Origin of the sequence: Marinomonas hwangdonensis (assembly GCF_003721245.1) — a bacterium.
GTDB classification, from domain to species: Bacteria; Pseudomonadota; Gammaproteobacteria; order Pseudomonadales; family Marinomonadaceae; genus Marinomonas; species Marinomonas hwangdonensis.
Map to the genome: position 1 here is coordinate 500034 of NZ_RIZG01000002.1, position 21757 is coordinate 521790.

At 48.1% G+C, this 21757-nt stretch carries 16 protein-coding genes; 5 read left to right on the forward strand and 11 right to left on the reverse strand.

Going from position 1 to position 21757, the window contains the following annotated elements:
- Positions 1-15: 15 nt before the first annotated feature.
- Complete coding sequence (locus EBI00_RS05340) at positions 16-1503, reverse strand: aldehyde dehydrogenase (protein WP_123094872.1); 1488 nt, start codon at positions 1501-1503, stop codon at positions 16-18.
- A 321-nt stretch (positions 1504-1824) separates the two neighbouring features.
- Here EBI00_RS05340 and EBI00_RS05345 point away from each other — a divergent pair, with 321 nt between their 5' ends.
- On the forward strand, positions 1825-3111 hold the full coding sequence (locus tag EBI00_RS05345) for an MFS transporter (RefSeq protein WP_123094873.1): 1287 nt from the start codon (positions 1825-1827) through the stop codon (positions 3109-3111).
- A gap of 37 nt (positions 3112-3148) precedes the next feature.
- On the opposite strand, the gene EBI00_RS05350 is transcribed toward EBI00_RS05345, so the two are convergent.
- Complete coding sequence (locus tag EBI00_RS05350) at positions 3149-3754, reverse strand: LysE/ArgO family amino acid transporter (protein WP_123094874.1); 606 nt, start codon at positions 3752-3754, stop codon at positions 3149-3151.
- 117 nt (positions 3755-3871) lie between these two features.
- On the opposite strand from EBI00_RS05350, the gene EBI00_RS05355 reads away from it, so the two are divergent.
- Positions 3872-4753 carry an ArgP/LysG family DNA-binding transcriptional regulator gene (locus EBI00_RS05355; RefSeq protein WP_123094875.1) on the forward strand — a complete coding sequence of 294 codons (882 nt, stop codon included), beginning with the start codon at positions 3872-3874 and terminating at the stop codon, positions 4751-4753.
- Positions 4754-4826: 73 nt separating this feature from the next.
- Complete coding sequence (galU, locus tag EBI00_RS05360; RefSeq protein WP_123094876.1) at positions 4827-5666, forward strand: UTP--glucose-1-phosphate uridylyltransferase GalU; 840 nt, start codon at positions 4827-4829, stop codon at positions 5664-5666.
- A 60-nt stretch (positions 5667-5726) separates the two neighbouring features.
- Here galU and EBI00_RS05365 read toward each other — a convergent pair whose 3' ends face one another.
- Positions 5727-6674, reverse strand: coding sequence for an AEC family transporter (locus EBI00_RS05365; protein WP_123094877.1), 948 nt, complete (start codon positions 6672-6674; stop codon positions 5727-5729).
- Positions 6675-6713: 39 nt separating this feature from the next.
- Positions 6714-7616 carry a LysR family transcriptional regulator gene (locus EBI00_RS05370; protein ID WP_123094878.1) on the reverse strand — a complete coding sequence of 301 codons (903 nt, stop codon included), beginning with the start codon at positions 7614-7616 and terminating at the stop codon, positions 6714-6716.
- 119 nt (positions 7617-7735) lie between these two features.
- Here EBI00_RS05370 and EBI00_RS05375 point away from each other — a divergent pair, with 119 nt between their 5' ends.
- Complete coding sequence (locus tag EBI00_RS05375; RefSeq protein ID WP_123094879.1) at positions 7736-8434, forward strand: pirin family protein; 699 nt, start codon at positions 7736-7738, stop codon at positions 8432-8434.
- 176 nt (positions 8435-8610) lie between these two features.
- Here the strand turns inward: EBI00_RS05375 and EBI00_RS05380 are convergent, their stop codons facing one another.
- The 6 genes from EBI00_RS05380 to EBI00_RS05405 form a co-directional block, all read right to left on the reverse strand.
- Positions 8611-11772, reverse strand: a complete 3162-nt coding sequence (locus EBI00_RS05380) for a type I restriction endonuclease subunit R (protein WP_123094880.1) — start codon at positions 11770-11772, stop codon at positions 8611-8613.
- Positions 11773-11809: 37 nt separating this feature from the next.
- Complete coding sequence (locus EBI00_RS05385; protein ID WP_123094881.1) at positions 11810-12886, reverse strand: PDDEXK nuclease domain-containing protein; 1077 nt, start codon at positions 12884-12886, stop codon at positions 11810-11812.
- Between the two features lie 72 nt (positions 12887-12958).
- Positions 12959-15274, reverse strand: coding sequence for an AAA family ATPase (locus EBI00_RS05390; RefSeq protein ID WP_123094882.1), 2316 nt, complete (start codon positions 15272-15274; stop codon positions 12959-12961).
- Complete coding sequence (locus EBI00_RS05395) at positions 15274-16524, reverse strand: restriction endonuclease subunit S (RefSeq protein WP_123094883.1); 1251 nt, start codon at positions 16522-16524, stop codon at positions 15274-15276. Before EBI00_RS05395 ends, EBI00_RS05390 begins: the two co-directional genes overlap by 1 nt.
- Positions 16514-18085, reverse strand: a complete 1572-nt coding sequence (locus tag EBI00_RS05400) for a class I SAM-dependent DNA methyltransferase (RefSeq protein ID WP_123094884.1) — start codon at positions 18083-18085, stop codon at positions 16514-16516. The genes EBI00_RS05395 and EBI00_RS05400 overlap by 11 nt, the downstream gene beginning before the upstream one ends.
- Before the next feature lie 354 nt (positions 18086-18439).
- Positions 18440-19627 carry a methyltransferase gene (locus EBI00_RS05405; protein WP_123094885.1) on the reverse strand — a complete coding sequence of 396 codons (1188 nt, stop codon included), beginning with the start codon at positions 19625-19627 and terminating at the stop codon, positions 18440-18442.
- Between the two features lie 190 nt (positions 19628-19817).
- Here EBI00_RS05405 and EBI00_RS05410 point away from each other — a divergent pair, with 190 nt between their 5' ends.
- Positions 19818-21014: an amino acid aminotransferase gene (locus EBI00_RS05410; RefSeq protein WP_123094886.1), complete on the forward strand. Its 1197-nt coding sequence runs from the start codon at positions 19818-19820 to the stop codon at positions 21012-21014.
- Positions 21015-21116: 102 nt separating this feature from the next.
- Here the strand turns inward: EBI00_RS05410 and EBI00_RS05415 are convergent, their stop codons facing one another.
- Positions 21117-21731, reverse strand: coding sequence for a UPF0149 family protein (locus tag EBI00_RS05415; RefSeq protein WP_123094887.1), 615 nt, complete (start codon positions 21729-21731; stop codon positions 21117-21119).
- Positions 21732-21757: the final 26 nt, after the last annotated feature.

Sequence of the window (21757 nt, forward strand, 5' to 3'; positions counted from 1 at the left end):
GTACTCCTTTAAACATCAAAGACGAATCCAGGTATTCTTAATCTCGGTGTATTTCTCTAACGCATGCCAGGATTTATCACGACCATTGCCGGAGGCTTTGACACCACCAAAAGGCACCGTCGTATCACCATCTCCCCAAGTGTTTACCCATACCATGCCCGACTCTAACCGTCGGCTCACTCGATGCGCACGCGATAAATCGTTCGTCCAAAGAGCGGCACCCAGGCCGTATTTAGAATCGTTCGCTAATGCAATAGCTTCTTCCTCGGTTTCAAAACTCATCACAGCAAGGACTGGGCCAAAAATCTCTTCTTGCACAAAGCGCATCTGATGATTCGCTTCAGAGAAAATCGTCGGTGACATAAAGAAACCCTGACCTACTTGGTATTCAGGCACACCACCTAATTCCAACTTAGCCCCCTCATCAATGGCGCTTTGCACAAAGCCTGATACGGTTTCAAATTGATTTTTGTCCACCAAGGGCCCCATTTTGGTGCTCGGATTTAATGGATCGCCAGGCACATACTCGCGAGCCGCCTTCAACAGCTCAGTCATAAATGCGTCTTTTAAACTGTGGTGAACATACAAACGCGAGCAAGCAATACACACTTCGCCCTGATTGGTAAAAATGGCCGTGGCGGCGCCTTTCGCAGCGGCTTTAATGTCATTACAGTCATCAAACACCAAACAGGGGGATTTCCCTCCCGCCTCCAACCAAACACGCTTCATATTCGATTGACCCGCGTACTGCATTAACATACCAGCCACACGGCTAGAACCCGTAAACGCCAAAGTGCCCACCCCATGGTGCAAGGCAAGTGCTTTGCCTGCGGTATGCCCGAAACCGGGTAACACATTAAACACCCCATCCGGTACACCCGCCTGCGTGGCTAACTGTGCAATTCTTAATGCACTTAATGGCGACTTCTCAGACGGCTTTAAAATAATGCTATTGCCAGCCGCCAATGCGGGCGCGATTTTCCACATCACCATCATTAAAGGGTAGTTCCAGGGCGTAATAATCGCCACCACCCCCAACGGCTCACGACTAATGAGCGCAAGATTTTGCGAGTTGGTTGGGGCAATTTCACCGTACAATTTATCAATGCACTCGGCAGACCAACGTAAACAGTCTAACGAATCCGGCACATCTATATTCACCATCTCACTGATGGATTTGCCCATGTCTAGGGTATCTATCAGCGCCAATTCATCCTGATGCTGTTCAAGCAAATCCGCCCATTTTTGCAATATTCGTTTGCGCTTTCCTGGTGCCATATCAGACCAGACACCGCTGCGAAAACTGGCCTCAGCTGCCGCCACCGCCAAATCGACATCCGCACTGTCACAACTGGACACCTGCGCCAACAGAGACTCATCAGTTGGATTAATACAATCAAACGTCTCACCACTTTGCGCCGCCACAAACGCCCCATTGATATAGGCTTTATCCAGTAACATCAGCTTGGCGCGTAATGATTGCCACTCTTGGTAAGTTTTCATTGGCTAATCCCCTTGGTAAAAATACGAGTTGAGTACAATAAGTTATCGCCCAATTTGAATCGATTAGCAACGTGGGAATACGGTTAAGATCGAATAAATCCGCACAATAAAAACACATTAGGTTGTCGTTTTAGAGTGACCTGTACTAATTTTAGAAGGACTTTTATGAAATATGGATTAGTGATTGCAATCAGGAATTCTCTTGGTATAGTCGCGCAAATAATGATCACCCCAGACCACTTTACCGTACTCAAACGGTTCGTATTTAAACAACGATTATCTGAATTAGGATAATAGTCGCACCACTCGAAAGGACAATAAATGTTAAAGCAAACCCTGATTCCCGTTTGGAGTCTGCTGATTGGTATCGCCATCTTAACCATGGCCAGTGCCTTACAAAGCTCATTGATCGGTATTCGTGCCTCGATCGAAGAGTTTAATACCACGGCAACGGGTCTGATCATGTCAGCCTACTATCTTGGCTTTATTCTCGGTTCACTTTTAGTACCAAACTGGGTCAAAAATGTGGGACACATTCGCGTGTTCGCGGCGGTGGCCTCTTTGGCTTCTGTCACGATTTTGCTGCAATCGGTTGTAGTGGATCCTTGGTTCTGGATGCTGATGAGGATGGGCACAGGTTTGTGTTATGCAGGCCTATTTATTGTCACAGAAAGCTGGCTTAACGACATTGCCACCAATAAAACCCGAGGACGCTTGTTCTCTATTTACATTATCGAAATATGGGCCAGTCAAACCATCAGTCAGCTGTTGCTCAACCTAGCCTCGCCAAGCGGTTTTGGTTTATTTATTCTAACGTCGGTTCTGATTTCCTTGGCCGTTGTGCCACTTTTATTAGTCAGAACACCTTCACCGACCATTAACGTGCCTGAAAAACTCAATATTATGGGGCTCATTAAAACCGCGCCCTTGGGGGTAACAGGTGTCACCATTGCCGGTGCCACCTCAGGTGCGATTCTTGGCTTGGGCGCTCTTTACGCAAAAAGCATCGGCATGAACATTGCTGAGATCTCAATTTTTATCGGTGCCAGCTACGTGGGGGGCATGTTGTTACAATGGCCTATTGGTAAGCTCTCAGATCGTCAAGACCGTCGTGTTACCATTTTGTGGGTGGGCATAGTCGGCGCCATTGCCGCTTTTATTGTGCCACTAGGCGGAGGGCTAGACAGTCAAGTCTTGATGATGTTCGGTATGTTTGCGGTCGGAGCGTTTACCTTCCCCATGTACTCGCTGGCGTCGTCTCACATTAATGACCAGTTGCGCCCAGAACAAATTCTCTCGGCCAGTAGCGGCATGATATTACTCAACGGGGTGGGCGGTATGATTGGGCCGTTAGCCGCCGCTGCCTTAATGGACTTCATCCGCATTGACGCCCTGTTCTGGTTTGTGGCGCTGTTAAACATCAGCGTTGCCATGGTCGCCTTGTATCGTATCAAGCATCAGCCAGCCATGATCATCGAAGAACAAGGGGATCAAATCCCAGTGGCATTGACCGTCTCGTCCGTTGCAACAGCAGAAATGCTCGCCGACGCTGACTCGTCTTCCACACCAGAAGATGAAAAGAGTCACGAAGTCGAAATCAAGCTTTAAAACTGGATGACAAAACGCACTCTCGCCACACACTTTTCTATAAAGGCTGTGTGGCGATTTTTAAAGCAATCCCCCAAATCAATAAGGCATTCACACGATTAAACCAGCGCCAAAACATCGCACTCGCCAGCCATTTGGCGCACAATTTACCAATAAGTGCCAAAGACAAAAACCACGCCACAGAAGCCACCACCCCGCCCAGTACAAACTCCCACTTCGCGTCTTGCCACTGATTCGACAAACTGCCCATCAAAATCATGGTATCCAGATAAAAATGCGGATTTAACCAAGTCACCGCAAAACCCATCATAATCAGCGGCCACAAGGCCAATCGCTGACTGGATTTTTCCAAAATCAAATGCTCCTCTTGAAACGACGCACGCCATTTACCAAGCGCAAACCACACCAAGAAAGCCACCCCACCCCATCGAGACAAGGTCAAAAGCCAATCATTGCTTTGCAAGATCAGCCCTAAACCAAACGCGCCTAAAGCAATCGACAAGGCATCGCTCAAAATAAACAACAGCGCAATCGGAAACGCATAATGCCGTTTCAATGCCTGTTCTAACAAAAAACTGTTCTGCGCCCCCACCGCGATAATCAAACCACCACCAGTGATAGCACCACTCATAAACGCCAACATAACAGACTCCCAAACGCACACTTTTAAAGATCGCTTGATGTTACGTAACCGAGTCTATAAATTAAAATTAATTAAACTTAAACTGCATTAGAATTTATTATAAAGAGCACCCACATTATGATGGATTATAAAGCGCTCACCAGCTTGCACGCTGTGCTGCGTTTTCAAAGTTTTGCCAAAGCCGCAGAACATTTACACCTCACACAATCGGCCGTCTCCCAAAACATCAAACGCTTAGAACAAGACTATGGCCAGCCACTGTTGATTCGAGCAAGACCCGTTGTGGCCACACCATTTGGTGAGCAACTCGTCGCCCATCTTAATAAAGTCACCATGCTTGAAGAAGGCCTAAGAGAAGAGATACAGGGAAAAACAGCCGGCCACCCACTGAACATTGCCGTCAATAACGATGTACTAGCGACCTGGTTCATCGAAGTGGTTCAGCGTTTTTCGTCTACTAACCAGACCAAATTACACATTAAATCCGCAGATCAATCAGTCACGCGTAGCTTGTTACAAACTGGTGAGGTCGTTGCTTGCCTTAGCCAAATTGGCACCCCCGTGGCAGGCGGTGATTCAATATTTTTGGGGTATATGCGCTATGAACTGGTCGCTACCCCTGAGTTTGTAAAGCACTATCTCAAAGGCGACCTTAGTGCTGAAGCGATGTTGTGTTCACCATCGCTTATTTACGACGAACACGACGAACTCTGGTCTCGATATCAAACTGAGTGTTTAAAAGTACCTGCCGATACCCGCCACAGCCATTGGTATCCATCCTCGCACGGCTTTGTCGAGCTGGTAATGACTGGCACAGTCTGTGCTTTAGTACCAAGTATGCAAGTAAAAGACGCATTACAACGTGGTCAACTGGTGTCTCTGTTTCCAAATAACACCTTGGCCCTGCCGCTTTACTGGCATTGGTACAAACTAAATTCCCCTGTATTGGATCGACTCACTGAGGTAGTATCAGCGGTCACACAGGAGTCCTTACAGTAACGTCACCGAGCGAAACAACTGACAGGCTGTATTCTTTCACAGCAACCTTGTAAACCATTTTTAAGGAAAAATTATGATACGCAAATGTTTATTCCCCGTGGCGGGTTACGGTACGCGCTTTTTACCAGCGACAAAATCCATGCCGAAAGAAATGCTTCCCATCGTTAACAAACCCTTGGTTCAATACGGTGTAGAAGAAGCCACGGCAGCGGGATTAACGAATGTCACTTTTGTAACAGGCCGTGGTAAACGCGCCATCGCAGACCATTTCGACATCAGCTACGAACTAGAACACCAAATCGCCGGCACCAACAAAGAAAAATACCTAGACGGCATTCGCTACCTGATCGACAACGTCAACTTTTCCTTCACTCGCCAAAACAACATGCTCGGCCTAGGCCACGCGATCCTGACGGGTGAACCGTTGATCGGCGACGAAGCCTTTGGCGTCGTACTCGCAGACGATTTATGTTTCGGTGAAGCCGATAACGGTGTCATGGCGCAAATGGTTAAACTCTATAACCAATTCCGTTGCACCATTGTGGCCATTGAAGAAGTGCCAGAAGACGAAGTGCACAAATATGGTGTGATAAAAGGCGAATCCATGATGGAAGGCCTATATCGCGTGACAGACATGGTAGAAAAACCGTCTAAAGAAGACGCCCCTTCCAACCTTGCTATCATTGGGCGCTACATACTCACGCCTGACATCTTTGACAAAATCCGTAACACACCGCCTGGGCGCAATGGCGAAGTACAAATTACCGACGCCATCTTGCAACAAGCCCAAGAAGGCTGTGTACTGGCGTACAAATTCAAAGGCAAACGCTTTGACTGTGGCAGCGTAAAAGGCTTTGTTGAAGCCACCAACTTCTGCTACCAAAACATCTACAAAGACCCAACCGAAGGCTAATCCCTACGATGGCGTGACAAAAAAACCAGTGCCACACCGCACTGGTTTTTTTGCATCCTGCTAACTCAGAAACTGCTGACTCAACCAAATACTCACCGGCACAGTCACCACAGACAGCAAAGTTTGCATAGTAATGTACGCCGCTATTCGATCAGCATCACCGCCTAACTGACGGGCCAAGGCATACGCCGACGTCGCCGTGGGCACCACACCAAACAATACCGCCACCAACGCCGGCAAGCCTCGCACGTCCAACCACCAGCACATCAAACCAATCACCAAAGGAAACACCACAAAACGCGCCGCTGACGACATCACAAAGGTCATACCCACCGAACGAATCGCCTCAAGCCGAACACTCGCCCCCACCGCCAACAGCACCAACGGCAACGCCGCCTGCGACACCATACCCACCACCTCAGACAACAACAGAATCGGCGTCAGCCCAAGCACATTCAAACCACTGCCCAGCACAATCGACACAATCAGAGGGTTACGAATCAAGGCACCACTTAACAAGCGCGGCAAAGAAACAGATAAACCTTGATCAGCCGAAGACGGCCCATGCATCAAGGTCATAGACACCACCAAAAACACATTGATGGACGGAATCAACACAGACGCCCCCAACGCCGCCAACACCAAACCCTCATTGCCATACACACTGCCCGCCAGCGCCAACACAATAAAGGTATTAAAACGCACGCCTGCTTGCAGCATAGACGACGCCGTCGGCGCCACCACCTTCATCACCCACACAGACGCAAACACAAAACTCGCCGTCACCACCAGAGCCAACAGCAAAATCAGCGCGTACTTAGGTAACAAAGGATTAGAAAAATCGATCTGCGACGTTTTATGAAACAACAACGCCGGAAACAACACCCAATAAGACAGCTTATCCACACCCTGCCAAAAGCCGTCCATCGGAAAACGCCAACGCTGGCACACGGCCCCCGCCACCAACAACAAAAACACCGGCAACACCGAAAGAGAAAGAGAAAACACAGCCGCTCCTTAACAGGTTATAAAAGGCACCAGACAAAACTAACCAGACACAAGCCGCCAATCTTGCGCCGCCAACTGCTCAACAAACCACGACAAACCTTTACCAGGGTCGTCTTTTCGCCACGCCAAATACGCCATCTGATTGGGCCGGGGCAACTCACATTCACGCAACACCAAACGCCCAGCACTCAATGCCTCCTCGATGCGATGCTTCGGCAAATACCCTACTCCCAACCCCAAACATTGCGCCTGAATTTTACTGCGCATGGTATCGACTCTCAGCACTTGGCGACTTTCAAACACACCACTGCTGCGCGCCGGCAAAATTTTTGAACTGTCCGCCACCACAATCGCCGGAAATGACCGCAACTGCGCCGCCGTAATCGGCCCTTCTACCGACGCCAACGGATGTGTTGGCGCCACCGCAAACACAAACTCAATCTCACCAATCGCGCGAATATGCACACTGCCCTTAGGCAACTCCCCCGTCACGCCAATCACCAAATCCACCCGATTGTCCTGCAAAGCATCCCAGCCGCCGCCTACCGCCTCTTCTGACAAACTCAGCTCAACCGGACGATTCTGTCCTAAAAAATCCCCCACCACAGACAACAAAGGCGACTCCAACAACACAGTATCCCGCGCGATTCTCAGCTTAGGCTCCCAGCCTGAATCAAACTGCTTAATGGAATCCTCCAAACGCAGCGCCGCGTCTAAAATCGCCCGACCTTGCTCCAGTACCAAATGCCCCGCAGGCGTCAGCACCGCTTTTTGCCGAGACCGGTCAAACAGCGCCACACCCAAATCGTCCTCCAGCTTCTTCACCGTATAGGTCAACGCCGACGGCACCTTGAACAAAGCCTCTGCCGCAGCAGCAAAACTGCCCAACTGATGAATCGCCTCCAACACCCGTAATGCTTCCAACGTGACCGCGTGCGCCATAGCCCAACCTTTATTCAAATTTTTTGAAATACTAGCTCAAAAGCTTCCGATTTTCTTTTCTTTCTCATGCACCTAGACTGCCTACATCGCTAACACATCTTTTAGAAGAGAGCCAAACTATGATCACCCTACGCCATGCACAAGACCGCGGACATGCCAACTTTGGTTGGTTAAGCAGCTACCACACCTTTTCCTTTGGCAACTACTACGACCCCAAACACATGGGCTTTTCTGACCTGCGCGTCATCAACGACGACACCGTCATCGCAGGCGCCGGCTTCGACACCCACGGCCACAGAGACATGGAAATACTCAGCCTAGTGCTAGAAGGAAAAATCGCCCACAAAGACAACGCAGGCAACATCAAAGAACTGCCCGCAGGCGAATACCAGCTCATGTCCGCCGGACAAGGCATCTACCACAGCGAATTCAACGCCTCCAAAACCGACGTATTGAAATTCCTACAAATTTGGATACAACCCAACCAACGCGGCGGACAACCCGGCTACCAACAAAAAGCCTTCAGCCAAACACAAGGCTTCACCACCATCATCACCCCAGACGGCAAAGACGGCACACTGCACGTAAAACAAAACATGCAACTCATCCAACTGATACTAGAAAATCAACAAAAAGCCACATGGCAAGCCGACAGCAACCGCCACTACTACCTCCACCTAATAGAAGGTGAACTGTCCCTAGGCAACGGCATCACCATGCAACCCGGCGACGGCGCAAAAATCGAAAACGTAGCTGAAATAAACATAGAAAAACTCAACGACAAACGCGTCAAAGCCCTACTGTTTGACTTGGTGTAACCACCAAGTCAAACCATTGAATGGTAAAAAACGTAGGGCAGCATAAGGGAGGCACGACCGCAATCTGCCGCAGCGGCCTTTATGACAACAACAAAACCCATCGAATGCCACGGGGTTCGCCAATAGAAAGTCTATTATTTCTAAGCCGCCTATTCGGCGGTGAAAGACGCATCAAATTAAAATACCCACTCTTCCCCAAGCGCCTCTGCTTGCTGCAACACCAGATGCACAGCGTCATCTGCCATATCCGGTGGGTATTTGTATTTGCGCAGGATTCTCTTCACCATTAGGCGCAGGCTGGCGCGTACGCTTTCGCGCTTACTCCAATCGATACTGATGTTTTTGCGAAGATTGTCGGTGAGTTCATGGGCAATTTTCTTCAATATCTCATCGCCCAACAACAAAACAGCCGCCTCATTATTAGCCAGCGCGTCATAGAATTTTACCTCGTCATCCGTCAAGCCAAGGTCATTACCACGATTGGCAGCCTCTTTGAATTTTTTAGCCATCTCCACTAGCTCTTCCATTACCTGAGCCGTTTCAATGCTGCGGTTTTGATAGCGAGTTACGACATTACCCAACAACTCGGAAAACTTCTTTTGCTGAATAACATTGCTGGCAAAACGGGTTTTTATTTCACCTTCCAACAAACGCTCTAACAGCTCAACCGCTAGGTTTTTTTCCGGCAAGTTACGCACTTCTTCCAAAAACTCATCATCCAATAAACCAATGTTGGGTTTTTCTAAACCGACCGCATCAAATATATCAACTACTTGGTCAGACACTATGGCGTGGCCGATTATCTGGCGAATAGCGTGCTCTTTTTCTTCATCACTTCGGCGTTTGGCGCTAATCTCACGCTTTGTTAGTAGTACCTTAATGGCCTGTAAAAACGCGACTTCTTCGCGAACAGCTTTGGCTTCATCCAGTGTGCAACACAAACTAAACGCTTTACTCATGGCCAACGCTGTATCAGCAAAACGTTTTTTTCCGTCTTTAATCCCTAAAATATGATTGGCTGCACCCGCAATCAATTTATGGCTGCTAACCGCAAAATCGCTGTAATCAAAACCATGCAAGATACCACGCAGTACATCGAGCTTTTCTTCCAGCACGGCCCAGGCCTCAGCAGCATCGACTGTGGGTTTACCACGCCCCTTGCTGGCGGTGTACTCCTTAAGCGCTGCCTTCAATTCGTTGGCAATGCCAATATAATCGACCACCAAGCCACCTTGTTTATCTTTAAACACCCGATTTACCCGAGCAATGGCCTGCATCAGGTTGTGACCTTTCATGGGTTTATCAACATAAAGGGTATGCACACAAGGCGCATCAAAACCAGTCAGCCACATATCACGGACAATCACCAACTGCAGCGGATCGGCCGGGTCTTTAAAGCGTTTTTCTAATCGCTTCTTCACTTGTTTCGGGTGAATGTGTGGCCGTAGCAATGCCTTGTCGCTGGCAGAGCCGGTCATAATCACTTTAATGCCACCCTTCTCCGGGTCGTTGTCATGCCAGTCGGGCCGCAGGGCGACAATTTCATTGTATAAATGCACACAAATTTCGCGGCTCATCGCCACCACCATGGCTTTGCCTTGCTGGGCAATCCCCGGTAATAAATGGTTCCTTTCATCAAAGTGTCGCACCAAATCCTGCGCCACTTGTTTAATGCGTGGCTCAGCACCCACTATGCGCTCTAGGGCCGCCCATTTACTTTTCAGCTTATCTTGCAGGCCTTCTTCTTCATCTTCCGACAGCTCATCCACTTCATCATCAATTTGCGGCAGCTGATCTTGCTTAAGGCTTAGCTTGGCTAGGCGTGACTCATAATAAATGGCCACAGTGGCACCGTCTTCTTTGGCCTGCTGCATGTCATAAACGTGAATATAGTCACCAAACACCGCGCGGGTGTCACGGTCTTCACTGGAAACCGGCGTGCCTGTAAAGGCAACAAAGGTGGCATTAGGCAAGGCATCCCGTAAATGCTGAGCATAGCCCACTTGAAACACGTTCTGCTTCACGTGATATTGCCCCTGTGGCTCTGCGGCCTGATTCAGCGTCACCCGTTGTTTGATCTTAGCTTCAAATCCGTATTGCGTCCGATGCGCTTCATCGGCAATAACGACGATGTTATGCCGGGTAGACAGCACCGGGAATTTATCTTCGTCAGCACCCGGGGCAAACTTTTGAATAGTGGCAAACACAATACCGCCGGAAGGTCGATTACTGAGTTTTTCGCGTAAATCTTGTCGGGTATCAACCTGCACTGGCTGTTCGCGCAGTAAATCTTGCGCTAGCGAAAACACACCAAACAGCTGGCCGTCTAAATCGTTGCGATCGGTGATCACCACTATGGTGGGGTTTTCCATTGCGGCTTCGCGCATTACCCGGGCGGCAAAGCAGGTCATGGTAATACTTTTACCACTACCTTGGGTGTGCCATACAACCCCGCCCTTACCTTTTTGCTTGGCCTCAACTTCTGGGCGTGAGGCAACAACAACCTGCTGAATAGCTGAGCGAACCGCATGAAACTGATGATAACCAGCAATCTTTTTCACTAAGGTGCCGTCATCTTCAAACAGTACGAAAAAACGTAAATAATCCAGTAAGTACTTAGGAGCAAAAACACCGCGCAACATGGTTTCCAGCTCATTAAACTGGCCCAGTGGATCCAGGTTTACGCCATCAATGGTGCGCCACTGCATAAAGCGCTCGGCATTGGCCGACAGTGAACCCATGCGGGCTTCTGAGCCATCGCTAATCACCAGTATTTCATTGTACTGAAACACATCAGGGATTTGCTCTTTGTAGGTTTGAACTTGATCAAAGGCTTTCCAGATGTCGGCGTTAACATCGGCGGGGTTTTTTAGCTCAATCAGCACCAGCGGCAAACCGTTAATAAACAAAATAACATCGGGACGACGGCTATGCTTGGGGCCTTTTAAGGTGTATTGGTTTACTGCTAAAAACTCGTTATTGCCGGGGATGTTTTCCCAATCAATCAGCCTGACAAAATCACCACGGGTTTCGCCGTCTTTTTGATATTGCACCGGCACACCGCCAAGCAACAGATTATGAAAGCGTCGGTTTGCTGATAGTAGTACTGGAATACCCAGTTCTTTTAACTGTGCGATCGCATCATCGCGCGCTACTAATGGAATATGCGGGTTTAAGCGAGAAATGGCACCTTGTAGGCGTTCAAGCAGCAGCGGCTGCACATAGTCGGCACGCTCGGCAGCTGGGCCATCCGGGGCGATGTCATAGCCATTTACTGAGGTATAGCCAATCTCAGCCAACCAGCCTAATACTTCCTGTTCTAATTGGTCTTCTGTCATGTCCTTAACCTTTTATCGTGTTCTCAACAGCACATATTTATTCAGGTTTATTGGCTTCGTCATCGTTAAACGCGTTTATTGGCAACACCTCATCGGCCAATTCCGCTTCAATATCCTCAATGCTAGGTAGGTTTTGTTGTAACGTGGTTGGTAAATCACGAAGCAATTGATACTCGGCAACGCCAATAGGCTTATCAATACCAGATAGCGCGTATTCGGCCACTAAACGATTTTGTTGACGACACAATAGTAAGCCGATGGTCGGTTTATCGTCCGGCGCTTTAAGCTGTGCGTCCACTGCCGCTAGGTAAAAATTAAGTTGGCCTGCGTGTTCCGGTTTAAATGCGCCAGCTTTTAACTCTACAACCACGTAACACTTCAAACGCGTGTGATAAAACAGCAGATCGATAAAGAATTCGTCACCCGCTACTTCCAATCGGTACTGCCGCCCCATAAAAGCAAAACCCGCACCTAATTCCAATAAAAAACGGGTAATGTGCTGCACTAAGCCATTTTCAATGTCACGTTCCTGCGCTTCGTTCCCTAAACCTAAAAAATCAAATAAATAAGGATCTTTCAGTGTTTCTTGCGCCAGTGCCGACTGCGGTGTTGGCAACCGAGCCTTAAAATTAGTGACCGCAGCACCTTGGCGCAGCCGCAACTGATCTTTAATATTGGCTTCCAACGTACTGCGCGACCAACCATTCGTTACAGCTTGCGAGGCATACCAGGCTCGTTCATCTTCATCTTTCAGTTTGGTTAACAAGACAACAATGTGAAACCAAGGCAATTGGGCAGCAGGCTGCTGCCCAAATTGGCCGCTAGGGCAATGCTCAGCAAAATAAGCCATATATTTGAGATTACGTGCAGAAAAACCACGCATATCCGGAAAAGCGGCCTTCAGGTCTTGTGCCAGGCGATCAATCACCTTAGCCCCCCAACCTTTCTGTTGCTGGCGAATTAACACCTCGCGACCAATACGCGCATAAAGCTCCACCAGTTCGGCATTCACCGCCAGCGCAGCACGCTGCTGGCTAGCTGCAATGTCTACTTTTAACTGGCCAAGCCAGGCTGCATAGCCTTCGGGCAGGTTCTGCGTTATCGGGTTGCTCATTTATCCTACCTCTTGCAACTTATGTTTGGTGCCTTGTTGTAGCTGTAAAATCAAGTCTTTAGCGGTAATGCTTCATGAATTGCACATGGCCAGCATTTTTTCATAATGCGCTTCATCAACCACTCGAATTAGTGCCAATACATCGGTCAGGATAGCCTTGGATTCGCTCAAAATCGAAAGATCATGCTGTGGTTCACTGATACCAACCAAATGAGAATAGCTATGCGTAAAGCGGATAATTCTGGCTTTTTTACCGCTATCAAAGTGTGTTACCTCTTCAAGCTGCTTGTTTAAATCGCCTGCTTTATCAGGCAGTTTAAACGCAAGAACTGTTTCCAGTAATCTTCGTGCAACATTCGGCATACCATAAAACGCAGCCATAGATGCATCATCAGGAAAACTGCTAGCTTGCAATATCGTTTGAAAAAGGTAGTGATACTCGGATTCATAATTACGCAGCAACGGATCAAGTTTCGATAACGTTGCTGTTCGGACACCATCACGGATAATCGGGTTTAGCATGAAAAAACCAGCTTCAGCTTTAGGCCGCACATAATTAAACCAATTGTTGACCTGCCTAAAAAATGTAAAGTTATGGGTAAAAACAAAAACCTGTCCAGCATCTTTAATACGGGCCTTCATAAAACCAAAGGCACTATAGATTGAGTTCGCATCAAGGCTCGATATGGGATCATCAATTACTACGACACCTTGCTGAAGGTTGAAACTGCTATCCTGAAGTGATTTAAGAAAATAGATAAACGATATGGCTGTGCGTTCGCCTTCACTTAAGTGCAAAGCAGGTTGGCCATTTCGCATAATACTGTAGCCACCATCATGGGCAATGAAGTTAAGCTCTTCCCGGCCAAGATAAGAAACCAAGTCATTCGTCAGTTCGGGAGCTGCAGCAGAGTGCTGACGTATTTCAATTTTGAGTTGCTTTATCGTTATGGATGCTTCAGATATATCAACGTTTAGTGCCAACATTTGTGACTCTAAACTTTCAATCTCTTCTCGTTGACCATTAAAACTTTCAAGCGCTTTGTTCACTTCATCTATTTCTAAAGCTTGTCTAGCTTCGCGTTGGGCCGTCGCAAACTTTTCACAATGCTGGTTGTGCTGCTGAATTAAGCTTCGTATATTTTCGAAAGCGTTTTTACCAACTGCCGCACTAATTGCGCTGCCAGCTGTGCTAACAACTTCCCAAAAAGTGCCCCATTTAGTCATGTCTTTGCGCTCACTCGGCTCTGTTGCTAAAGAGCCTCTAAGCTCGAGCTTTTTAAATGGGTTAGCTGCCTTTGTCTCAAGTGCTTTCAGCATTTTTCCCAGCATGGTTGATACCAAGTAAGTCTGCTGTTTTAAACTCTGGACTTCACTGTCATAACTGGCTATTAAATGTTCGTGTAAAAGCTTTCTATCAGGAAGTGGCAATTTTTCAATAAACAATTTGGTTGTTTTTAAATGGTTGAGCAAATCATTAATCTCAACCTGAAAGCGCTCAAAGGCATCATTAAAGTGAGCCTCTAGCTGCTCCAACCGCTGCGGTTCAATCACCTGATTACAAAACGCACATGTATCTTTCTGATGCTCACCAGTATGAAGGTGTAGGCCCGTGCGAACCCACACCGATAATTCAGGATTTTCGGTTAGCTCGGCAAGCGTCGCAGCAACAACCGTCTTGCCCAAAACTTGATCAACGTTACGGTTCAAATCGAGAAAGTCAGGGTAATGCGGTGCAGGAACGACTATTGGATCTTTTGCTGAGGCAGACTTAATCGAGGTAAGTTTATCTACATCTGCATCGCTTAAACGAGTACGAGGAGAAGCTAATAACTCTTCGGCACGTTGCTTGAACCTAGCGGAGTTATAAGTATTAAATTCACTGCCTTGCGCAGTTAAAAGGTTTTTAATAGCTCTGGCTTGGTCAGCACAAAACAACTCATAACGCCTTTCCGCTGAACTTTTACGGTCGCCTAGCTCTGCTTTATGCTTTTCTAATTCAACTAACTTAGCTTGAAGCTGCTCAATTTGGGCCTGTTTCTCGGCGCTGTCTTCGCCGAGGTAATAAACCGGCGGTAGGCTGCCTTGGCTGGATTCAAAAACCGATCTGGCGACAGTATCCCGATTGAACACTCTAACAGCTGGCGTTTGTTCACTGGCAATGTTGGTTGATGAAACTGTCCTTTGGTCAACCAGCCAGTCAACTCGCCCTTCAGTCATTATCTGTTTAGTTTGCAAATAGGAAAACAAACCCGAAAGCGTTGTTTTACCTACTCCATTCCAACCGTAAATCAGGTTAAAATGCGCGAAATTTGGCAGCGTCTCTGGCCAGGTGAAGTCTCTAAAAATTCGGTACCGTTCAATCCTTGCAATACGCTTAATTTGCATCAGACAACCTCCGCCAAGGCTGCTTCCGCCTCAGGCAAACGTAACTGACCGGAGATTAGGCGGGGAAGTAAGGTATCGCGCAGTTTTGCGAGTGTTTCAGCTTTTCTTTCATTCTCGATCCATCCCTCAAGTATTGAACCAATGCTATTTTCAAACTCCGCAAGCACTTGTTTTGGAGGGATCACGATTTCATGGGACTCAACCAAACCTTTATTCAGATTTTGTTGCGCTGAACCAGAGGACTTTGATGCAAGGTTCTCGCGTTCTCGCCGTATACAAAAGAAAACAAAAGACTTTGTATGCATTTTGGGAATCAAACCACAACAAGCCTGGTTTGCAGTTGACGGCTTAGCGAGAATACAAACCTCTCCTGCAGTCGCACCGTACATTGCAACAACTGTAGTTCCAGCCGGCCACAGTTTTGCAGAACTCTCAGAAACACCAAGCGCGGTGATCTTTTCTTTTGTATCTAAAACAATCGCATTACGTACTTCGCCTGAAGATAACCAAGATATATCTCCATCCCAATATGTAGCTACAGACCTTTTAGGTGTTCCACCGCTCTCTACTCTTTCACAGCAACGTTTGATTGCTCCAACCTCCCACCCTTCCGGTATTAACCCGTGTGGAGATTCCACCAGGCGGGAGGGGAATAGCGCTTGTATCTCGGCTGGCAGGCTGGGGGCTTGCGTGCCAGCGTTAGCGTGCACCGGGTCAAAATCGACAAACCAGGATTTAAACAGCGCCTGGGCGATGGCTTCTAAGGTAGCGTTGGTTTCGCGTAGCAGCGCTATGCGGTCGTCGAGACTTGAAAGCACATCCACTATCTGTTTTTGAATAGAAATTGCCGGGCAAGGAACAGTTATATTGTTCAGATTTCCTTTTGTAATTTTTGGCATAACAGCCCCTGTAATATAGGGAGTTATGTCAGTAGCTAAAAGGGCATACATCAAATACCTCGTTAACGCCCTCTCATTTCCGGTGACAATATGAGCATGATTATTGACCCAAAACTTGCCCTGAGCTAAAAAAGCAAAAGGTAGCTGTCTTGTCCTAAGGTTCTCACCATCCTCAGCAATTAACAAATATTCACCGGCGAAAATGTAACTATCTACATAGTCAACTATTCCAGAAGCACCATAATAAGGATACGGTCCAGGTTTCCTATCTGGGGCCTTAACTGGTTTCCTTTTGTTGTCAAAGTTTACAGTTATTTCACAGAGCGGCAGATATTCAAACTCAGAACTCATACCCCAGTCCTCCTAACTTCTGGCGGATTAACTGGTCAAGCTCTGCGCCTTTGGCCATTTGCTCACCAAGCTTTTCGGTAAGAGCTGTCATCTTATCGGCAAAGGCGTCGTCACAATCTTCTACGGCTTCCGCGCCAACATAGCGGCCTGGGGTGAGTACATGGCCATGCTCGGCAATCTCGCTTAGCGGCACGCTGCGGCAAAAACCGGGGATGTCCTCATAGCCTTGCTCAAAGCCTTCAACCCCAGTCATATCTTCACCACGCCAGGCTTTGGCGGTATTGGCAATGCGATCTATGGCGGCCTGGTCTAACTCGCTTTGCACACGGCTGATCATCTTGCCGAGTTTACGCGCGTCGATAAACAGCACTTCGCCTTGGCGTTGCTGTTTTTGCTTGGTTAAAAACCATAAACAGGCCGGTATTTGGGTGTTAAAGAATAGCTGGCCCGGAAGTGCTACCATAACCTCCACCACATCGGCATCGACCATGGCGCGGCGTATATCGCCCTCGCTATTCTGGCTGGAACTCATTGAGCCATTGGCCAATACAATACCGGCACGGCCAGTAGGTTTTAGGTGATACAGCATATGCTGCAGCCAGGCGTAGTTGGCATTGCCCTGTGGCGGTGCGCCAAACACCCAGCGCGGGTCGCCCTCTAAACTGCCGTGCCACCAGTCACTAATATTAAACGGCGGGTTGGCCAGGATGTAGTCGGCGCGCAAATCGCTGTGCTGGTTTTTGGTAAAGGTATCGCCCGGCTCGCGGCCTAAGTTAAAATCGATACCGCGAATGGCCAGGTTCATCGCTGCCAGGCGCCAGGTAGTCGGGTTCGATTCCTGGCCGTAAATCGACACATCACCCAGCTTACCGCCGTGCGCTTCAATGAATTTTTCTGACTGCACAAACATGCCGCCACTGCCACAGCAGGGGTCATATACCTTGCCCTGGTGTGGGTCGAGCACCGCCACTAAGGTATTTACAATAGACTGCGGCGTATAGAACTGGCCGCCCTTTTTACCCTCGGCGCTGGCAAACTGGCCTAAAAAGTACTCGTACACCTGGCCTAAAATATCGCGCGCTTTGCTTTGGTCTTCACCAAAACCAATGGTAGAAATAACATCGACCAGCTCACCCAGCTTGCCATCGGGTAGCGGTGCCCGGGCATAGCGTTTATCCAAAATGCCTTTTAAGGTGGGGTTTTCCAGCTCTATCGCGGCTAAGGCATCGTCAATGCGCTTGCCGATGTCGGCCTGTTTAGCGTTAGCGCGCAATGCTTCCCAGCGTGCGCCTTCCGGCACCCAGAACACATTAACCATTTTAAAGTAATCGCGGTCTTCCAGCTCGGCGACTAAATCCTCTTCGCTGGCATCAGCAAAATACAGCTCGTCCTTTGGGTCTTTTAAGCGTTTCAACAACTCGGCACGGCGGCCGGCAAAAGCATCGGAGATAAACTTAACGAAAATTAGCCCCAGTACTATGTGTTTGTACTCGGCGGCATCGACGTTAGCACGCAGTTTATCGGCAGTGGCCCAGAGGGTTTTCTTGATGTCTTGTAGCATGATTGGGATATGTCCTTATGTCGTGCATCGCGCACGCGCTGGGTTATTGCTTGGCAAGGCTGCCCGTGATGTGCAGGTAATTTAACGTATTTGGAAACATAGGGCCAGTTAGGAATAGTCGGTGCATCTCAATTAACAGAGATGACTAACCGCAGCCACATAGACGTTGCCATTGTTTATCCCTTCTCGCTTTTCGTATCCAACGTTTTCACTGTGCCTTGCTTTGCGCTACCTCACAACCCTGTGATTTTATACACGTAAAGTTATTTGACAGGTTTTGCCATCTGTCACTCAACGTTTCAGACGGTGACAATCTGCCACCGTCTGACTATAGCTCACTATTCAACAAGCCTCTTACGTCCGCTTTGCCCTTATCATCCAGTTTCTTGGGGTGAGGCTTTTATCGCAGAATGTGCCGATGTCGACGTGGTAGCCGTTTTCTTCTAGGTAGAGGGCGCGGTCGAGGACGAGCCAGTACTCTAGGGCGGGGCGAAAGAGTTGGCTGATGGCTTCGAGTTTGTGTACGTGTTGGGCTCGTTGTTGGCCTATTTGTTCGAAGTCGTCAAAGGGTAGGTTAGATATTAAATTCGTTAGGCCTTTTTGTTCAGCTGCCCAGTGGCAAAAGGCGTGGAAGCCTTGGTTTAGCAGGGCTTTTTGAATAGAGGGGACAGGGAGGTATTCGTCTTGTTGACGGGCGCATCGCTGCCAAGCATCGAAACCAAGGCGGTAAGTGAGTTCACGCTGTTTGAGCCGCTGTTCTCGCGCTCCGGCCGTCGCGACTTCTTTGACGGCAAGCTTGAGGTCGGCTTGGCGTAAGTTAAGTGTGGATTGTTGGCCCGTGTGTGAAAAGGCATGGTACTGGCTCGCTCGGGTTAGGTGATAACAGCAAGGGGAAATACACAGCATGGAAGTGTTGGCTGCAACGGCTTGCTGGATCAGTTCGCCATGTAAATCGCCACAGGCGTGAAGCGCAACAGCGCAGTGAGTGCTTGCTAACGCAGAATGTCCTTCGCCTTTTAATACGTCGGCATGGGTAAAAGTTTGTGGCAATGTGCGACGTCTTGCTTCTTGCTCCCCTGCTTCGCAGAGTACCTTTTGCCATTCTAGGCTATGGACGGGGTTGCCATGATGATAGGCCAAGAGCTTGCCTAAATGGCCCTTACCTGAACACCATTCTAAGTAGTGATCGGCGTGTGGTGTGTGGCTCACAAAGGCTTGGATTTGTTCCCACTTACGGCCTTTTATGCCAGAAGATAAAGAGCTAGGAACGTAAGTAAGTGCTTGCTTCGGTAATGTATTCATTAAGCTTGGTGTGGGCACATTGAGTGCGGATGGCAAGTCTGGACAAAGCTGAAACACTTGCTGCTTGAAGTCTTCACCCGCTAGGTCTTCCATGGTGGTGTGTTCTAGCCACTGAGCCAGCGCGGGGTAATATTCGCGCCAAGGAATGCCAAACGACGCAAAGGTATCAAATTGCCAGAGCGGCCGGTGCGTTTTTAACCCATGGTCGAGTGTGTGAAATCCTTGTTGTAAAGGGGTCATGATGTGGCTCTTGGCAGTGTGGCTGGGTCGTGAGGTATCAGTGTCTTGTTTTCTTGACAGTATTGCGGAAATTTCCCGCTCGCTTGCATTGTATTTTGTCATAAAAACGGCAGAATGAAGAGGCTATTTAAACAACGACTTTTTTCACAGTGATTTTCCTGTGACGCACAATAAGGACCCCGTAATTATCATGTTTAAGCATCTTAAAGCCGTTTCTGGCGACCCTCTTTTAGCTCTTATTATGGCTCATAAACAAGATCCAAATCCGAACAAGATTGATTTGGGTGTTGGTGTGTATAAAGACGACAATGGCCATACGCCGATTTTGAATAGCGTTAAAAAAGCGGAAGCGATTTTGCTTGAACAGGAAGATTCTAAAAGCTATTTGGGTATTTATGGTGCCACTGAATTTGAAGCCATTATCCAATCTTTGTTGCTTGGTGAAGGCAACCCCATTCTTACTTCTGGCCGTATGCGCTCTACTCAAACACCGGGTGGAACAGGCGCGCTTAAAGTCGCGGCAGATTTTATTAGTGCTAATTTGAATGGCGCACGTCTTTGGGTGAGTGACCCAACGTGGGGGAACCATAAATCCATCTTCAACTCAGCGGGCGTTGAGGTCAAAGAGTACCCTTATTACGATCCAGCCACGAACGGTCTTCGCTTTGATGACATGATGGCGACGCTAGAAGCTGAAGTACAAGAAGGCGATGTGTTGTTGTTGCACGCTTGCTGCCACAACCCGACGGGCATCGACTTACAATTTGATCATTGGAAAGTGCTGACGGAATTCGTTAACAAACGCGGTTTGTTGGCGTTAGTGGATGCGGCGTATCAAGGTTTTGGTGACGGTTTGGACGAAGATTTGGCGGGCTTGCGTTACATGGCGGCCAATGTTCAAGACATGCTGATCGCAAACTCTTTCTCGAAAAACTTCGGTATTTACCGTGAGCGTTGCGGCGGCTTGAGCGTGATCGCGGCGTCCACACCTGAAGCGAATGCGGCGTTTTCTATCATTGGTCAGGCGATTCGTGCCAACTACTCTATGCCACCTGCGCACGGTGCGGCTGTGGTGTACACCATTATGAGTAACCCTAAGCTAAAAGCCGAATGGGAATTAGAAGTAACAGCGATGCGTGACCGTATTAACGGTTTGCGTGCAAAGCTGGTTGCTAAATTGGCGGCGTCTGGCGTGAGCAAAGACTTTAGCTTTATTCAAGATCAGCGCGGTATGTTCTCGTATTCTGGTTTGACACTAGAGCAAGTGCGTACTTTGCGTAGCGAGTATTCTATTTATATCGCTGATACAGGCCGTATGAGTATTGCGGGCGTGAGTGATACCAATATCGATTACTTGTGCGAGAGCATTGCGAAAGTCGTTGGGTAATTTCTCTGGCTTGAGTGAACTAGCGCGTTAAATAAAAAAACCGTGATGTCATATCACGGTTTTTTTTGTTTTCTTTTTTACTTTTCTGGGCAGTATTTTGGTTTAGTGCAAGGTTCGCCCATCGCTTTCGTTGTTCTCGGATGACATTTCAGGGTGATAGTACTGGGCAAGTCGCAGCACAGAGGATTCTAAATTATCACGCCAAAAATCCACTTCTTCTTTGGTCATCATTTCGAGCTTTTGCCAGCCAGCTTCGGTACCAAATAGACGCACTGGGCCTAGGGCTTCGTCAAAGAATTCGCGGTCATCGCTGTCTCCCATGCCAATTAACTTGGCACCACGAATAAACCCAACACACCACTCTTCTACTAAGATGGTGTATTCACCATCCACTTCTTGTTCCAAATAAACGGGGTAAAAATCCCCAAACAACAAGCTGTTCATGGTTTCCATGTACATGATCAACACCAAGCTGAGGAATTCGTCTTCCTGTTCGGTGGAATCCCAAACAGGCTGGTCTTCATCTGCTCCCCAGATGGCATTGAGCCACAGGTCTGGTTCCAATTCTTTAATAGAACAACCCAAGGCCGTTAAGAAACCATCCAATTCTGACACGCACATAAGCGAACGATCTGTTCCGAACGTCAGCAAATAATGATCAATCCTTTCATAAAGTACTTCTTCGCTGATGATTTCGTCGTTTTCTTCTTCAGACATTCATTCGTTTCCATTTAATTGAGCGG

Coding starts and splice junctions, on each gene's coding strand:
- EBI00_RS05340 (WP_123094872.1), bottom strand. CDS start 1,503: ATGAAAACTTACCAAGAGTGGCAATCATTACGCGCCAAGCTGATGTTA.
- EBI00_RS05345 (WP_123094873.1), top strand. CDS start 1,825: ATGTTAAAGCAAACCCTGATTCCCGTTTGGAGTCTGCTGATTGGTATC.
- EBI00_RS05350 (WP_123094874.1), bottom strand. CDS start 3,754: ATGTTGGCGTTTATGAGTGGTGCTATCACTGGTGGTGGTTTGATTATC.
- EBI00_RS05355 (WP_123094875.1), top strand. CDS start 3,872: ATGATGGATTATAAAGCGCTCACCAGCTTGCACGCTGTGCTGCGTTTT.
- galU (WP_123094876.1), top strand. CDS start 4,827: ATGATACGCAAATGTTTATTCCCCGTGGCGGGTTACGGTACGCGCTTT.
- EBI00_RS05370 (WP_123094878.1), bottom strand. CDS start 7,616: ATGGCGCACGCGGTCACGTTGGAAGCATTACGGGTGTTGGAGGCGATT.
- EBI00_RS05375 (WP_123094879.1), top strand. CDS start 7,736: ATGATCACCCTACGCCATGCACAAGACCGCGGACATGCCAACTTTGGT.
- EBI00_RS05380 (WP_123094880.1), bottom strand. CDS start 11,772: ATGACAGAAGACCAATTAGAACAGGAAGTATTAGGCTGGTTGGCTGAG.
- EBI00_RS05385 (WP_123094881.1), bottom strand. CDS start 12,886: ATGAGCAACCCGATAACGCAGAACCTGCCCGAAGGCTATGCAGCCTGG.
- EBI00_RS05390 (WP_123094882.1), bottom strand. CDS start 15,274: ATGCAAATTAAGCGTATTGCAAGGATTGAACGGTACCGAATTTTTAGA.
- EBI00_RS05395 (WP_123094883.1), bottom strand. CDS start 16,524: ATGAGTTCTGAGTTTGAATATCTGCCGCTCTGTGAAATAACTGTAAAC.
- EBI00_RS05400 (WP_123094884.1), bottom strand. CDS start 18,085: ATGCTACAAGACATCAAGAAAACCCTCTGGGCCACTGCCGATAAACTG.
- EBI00_RS05405 (WP_123094885.1), bottom strand. CDS start 19,627: ATGACCCCTTTACAACAAGGATTTCACACACTCGACCATGGGTTAAAA.
- EBI00_RS05410 (WP_123094886.1), top strand. CDS start 19,818: ATGTTTAAGCATCTTAAAGCCGTTTCTGGCGACCCTCTTTTAGCTCTT.
- EBI00_RS05415 (WP_123094887.1), bottom strand. CDS start 21,731: ATGTCTGAAGAAGAAAACGACGAAATCATCAGCGAAGAAGTACTTTAT.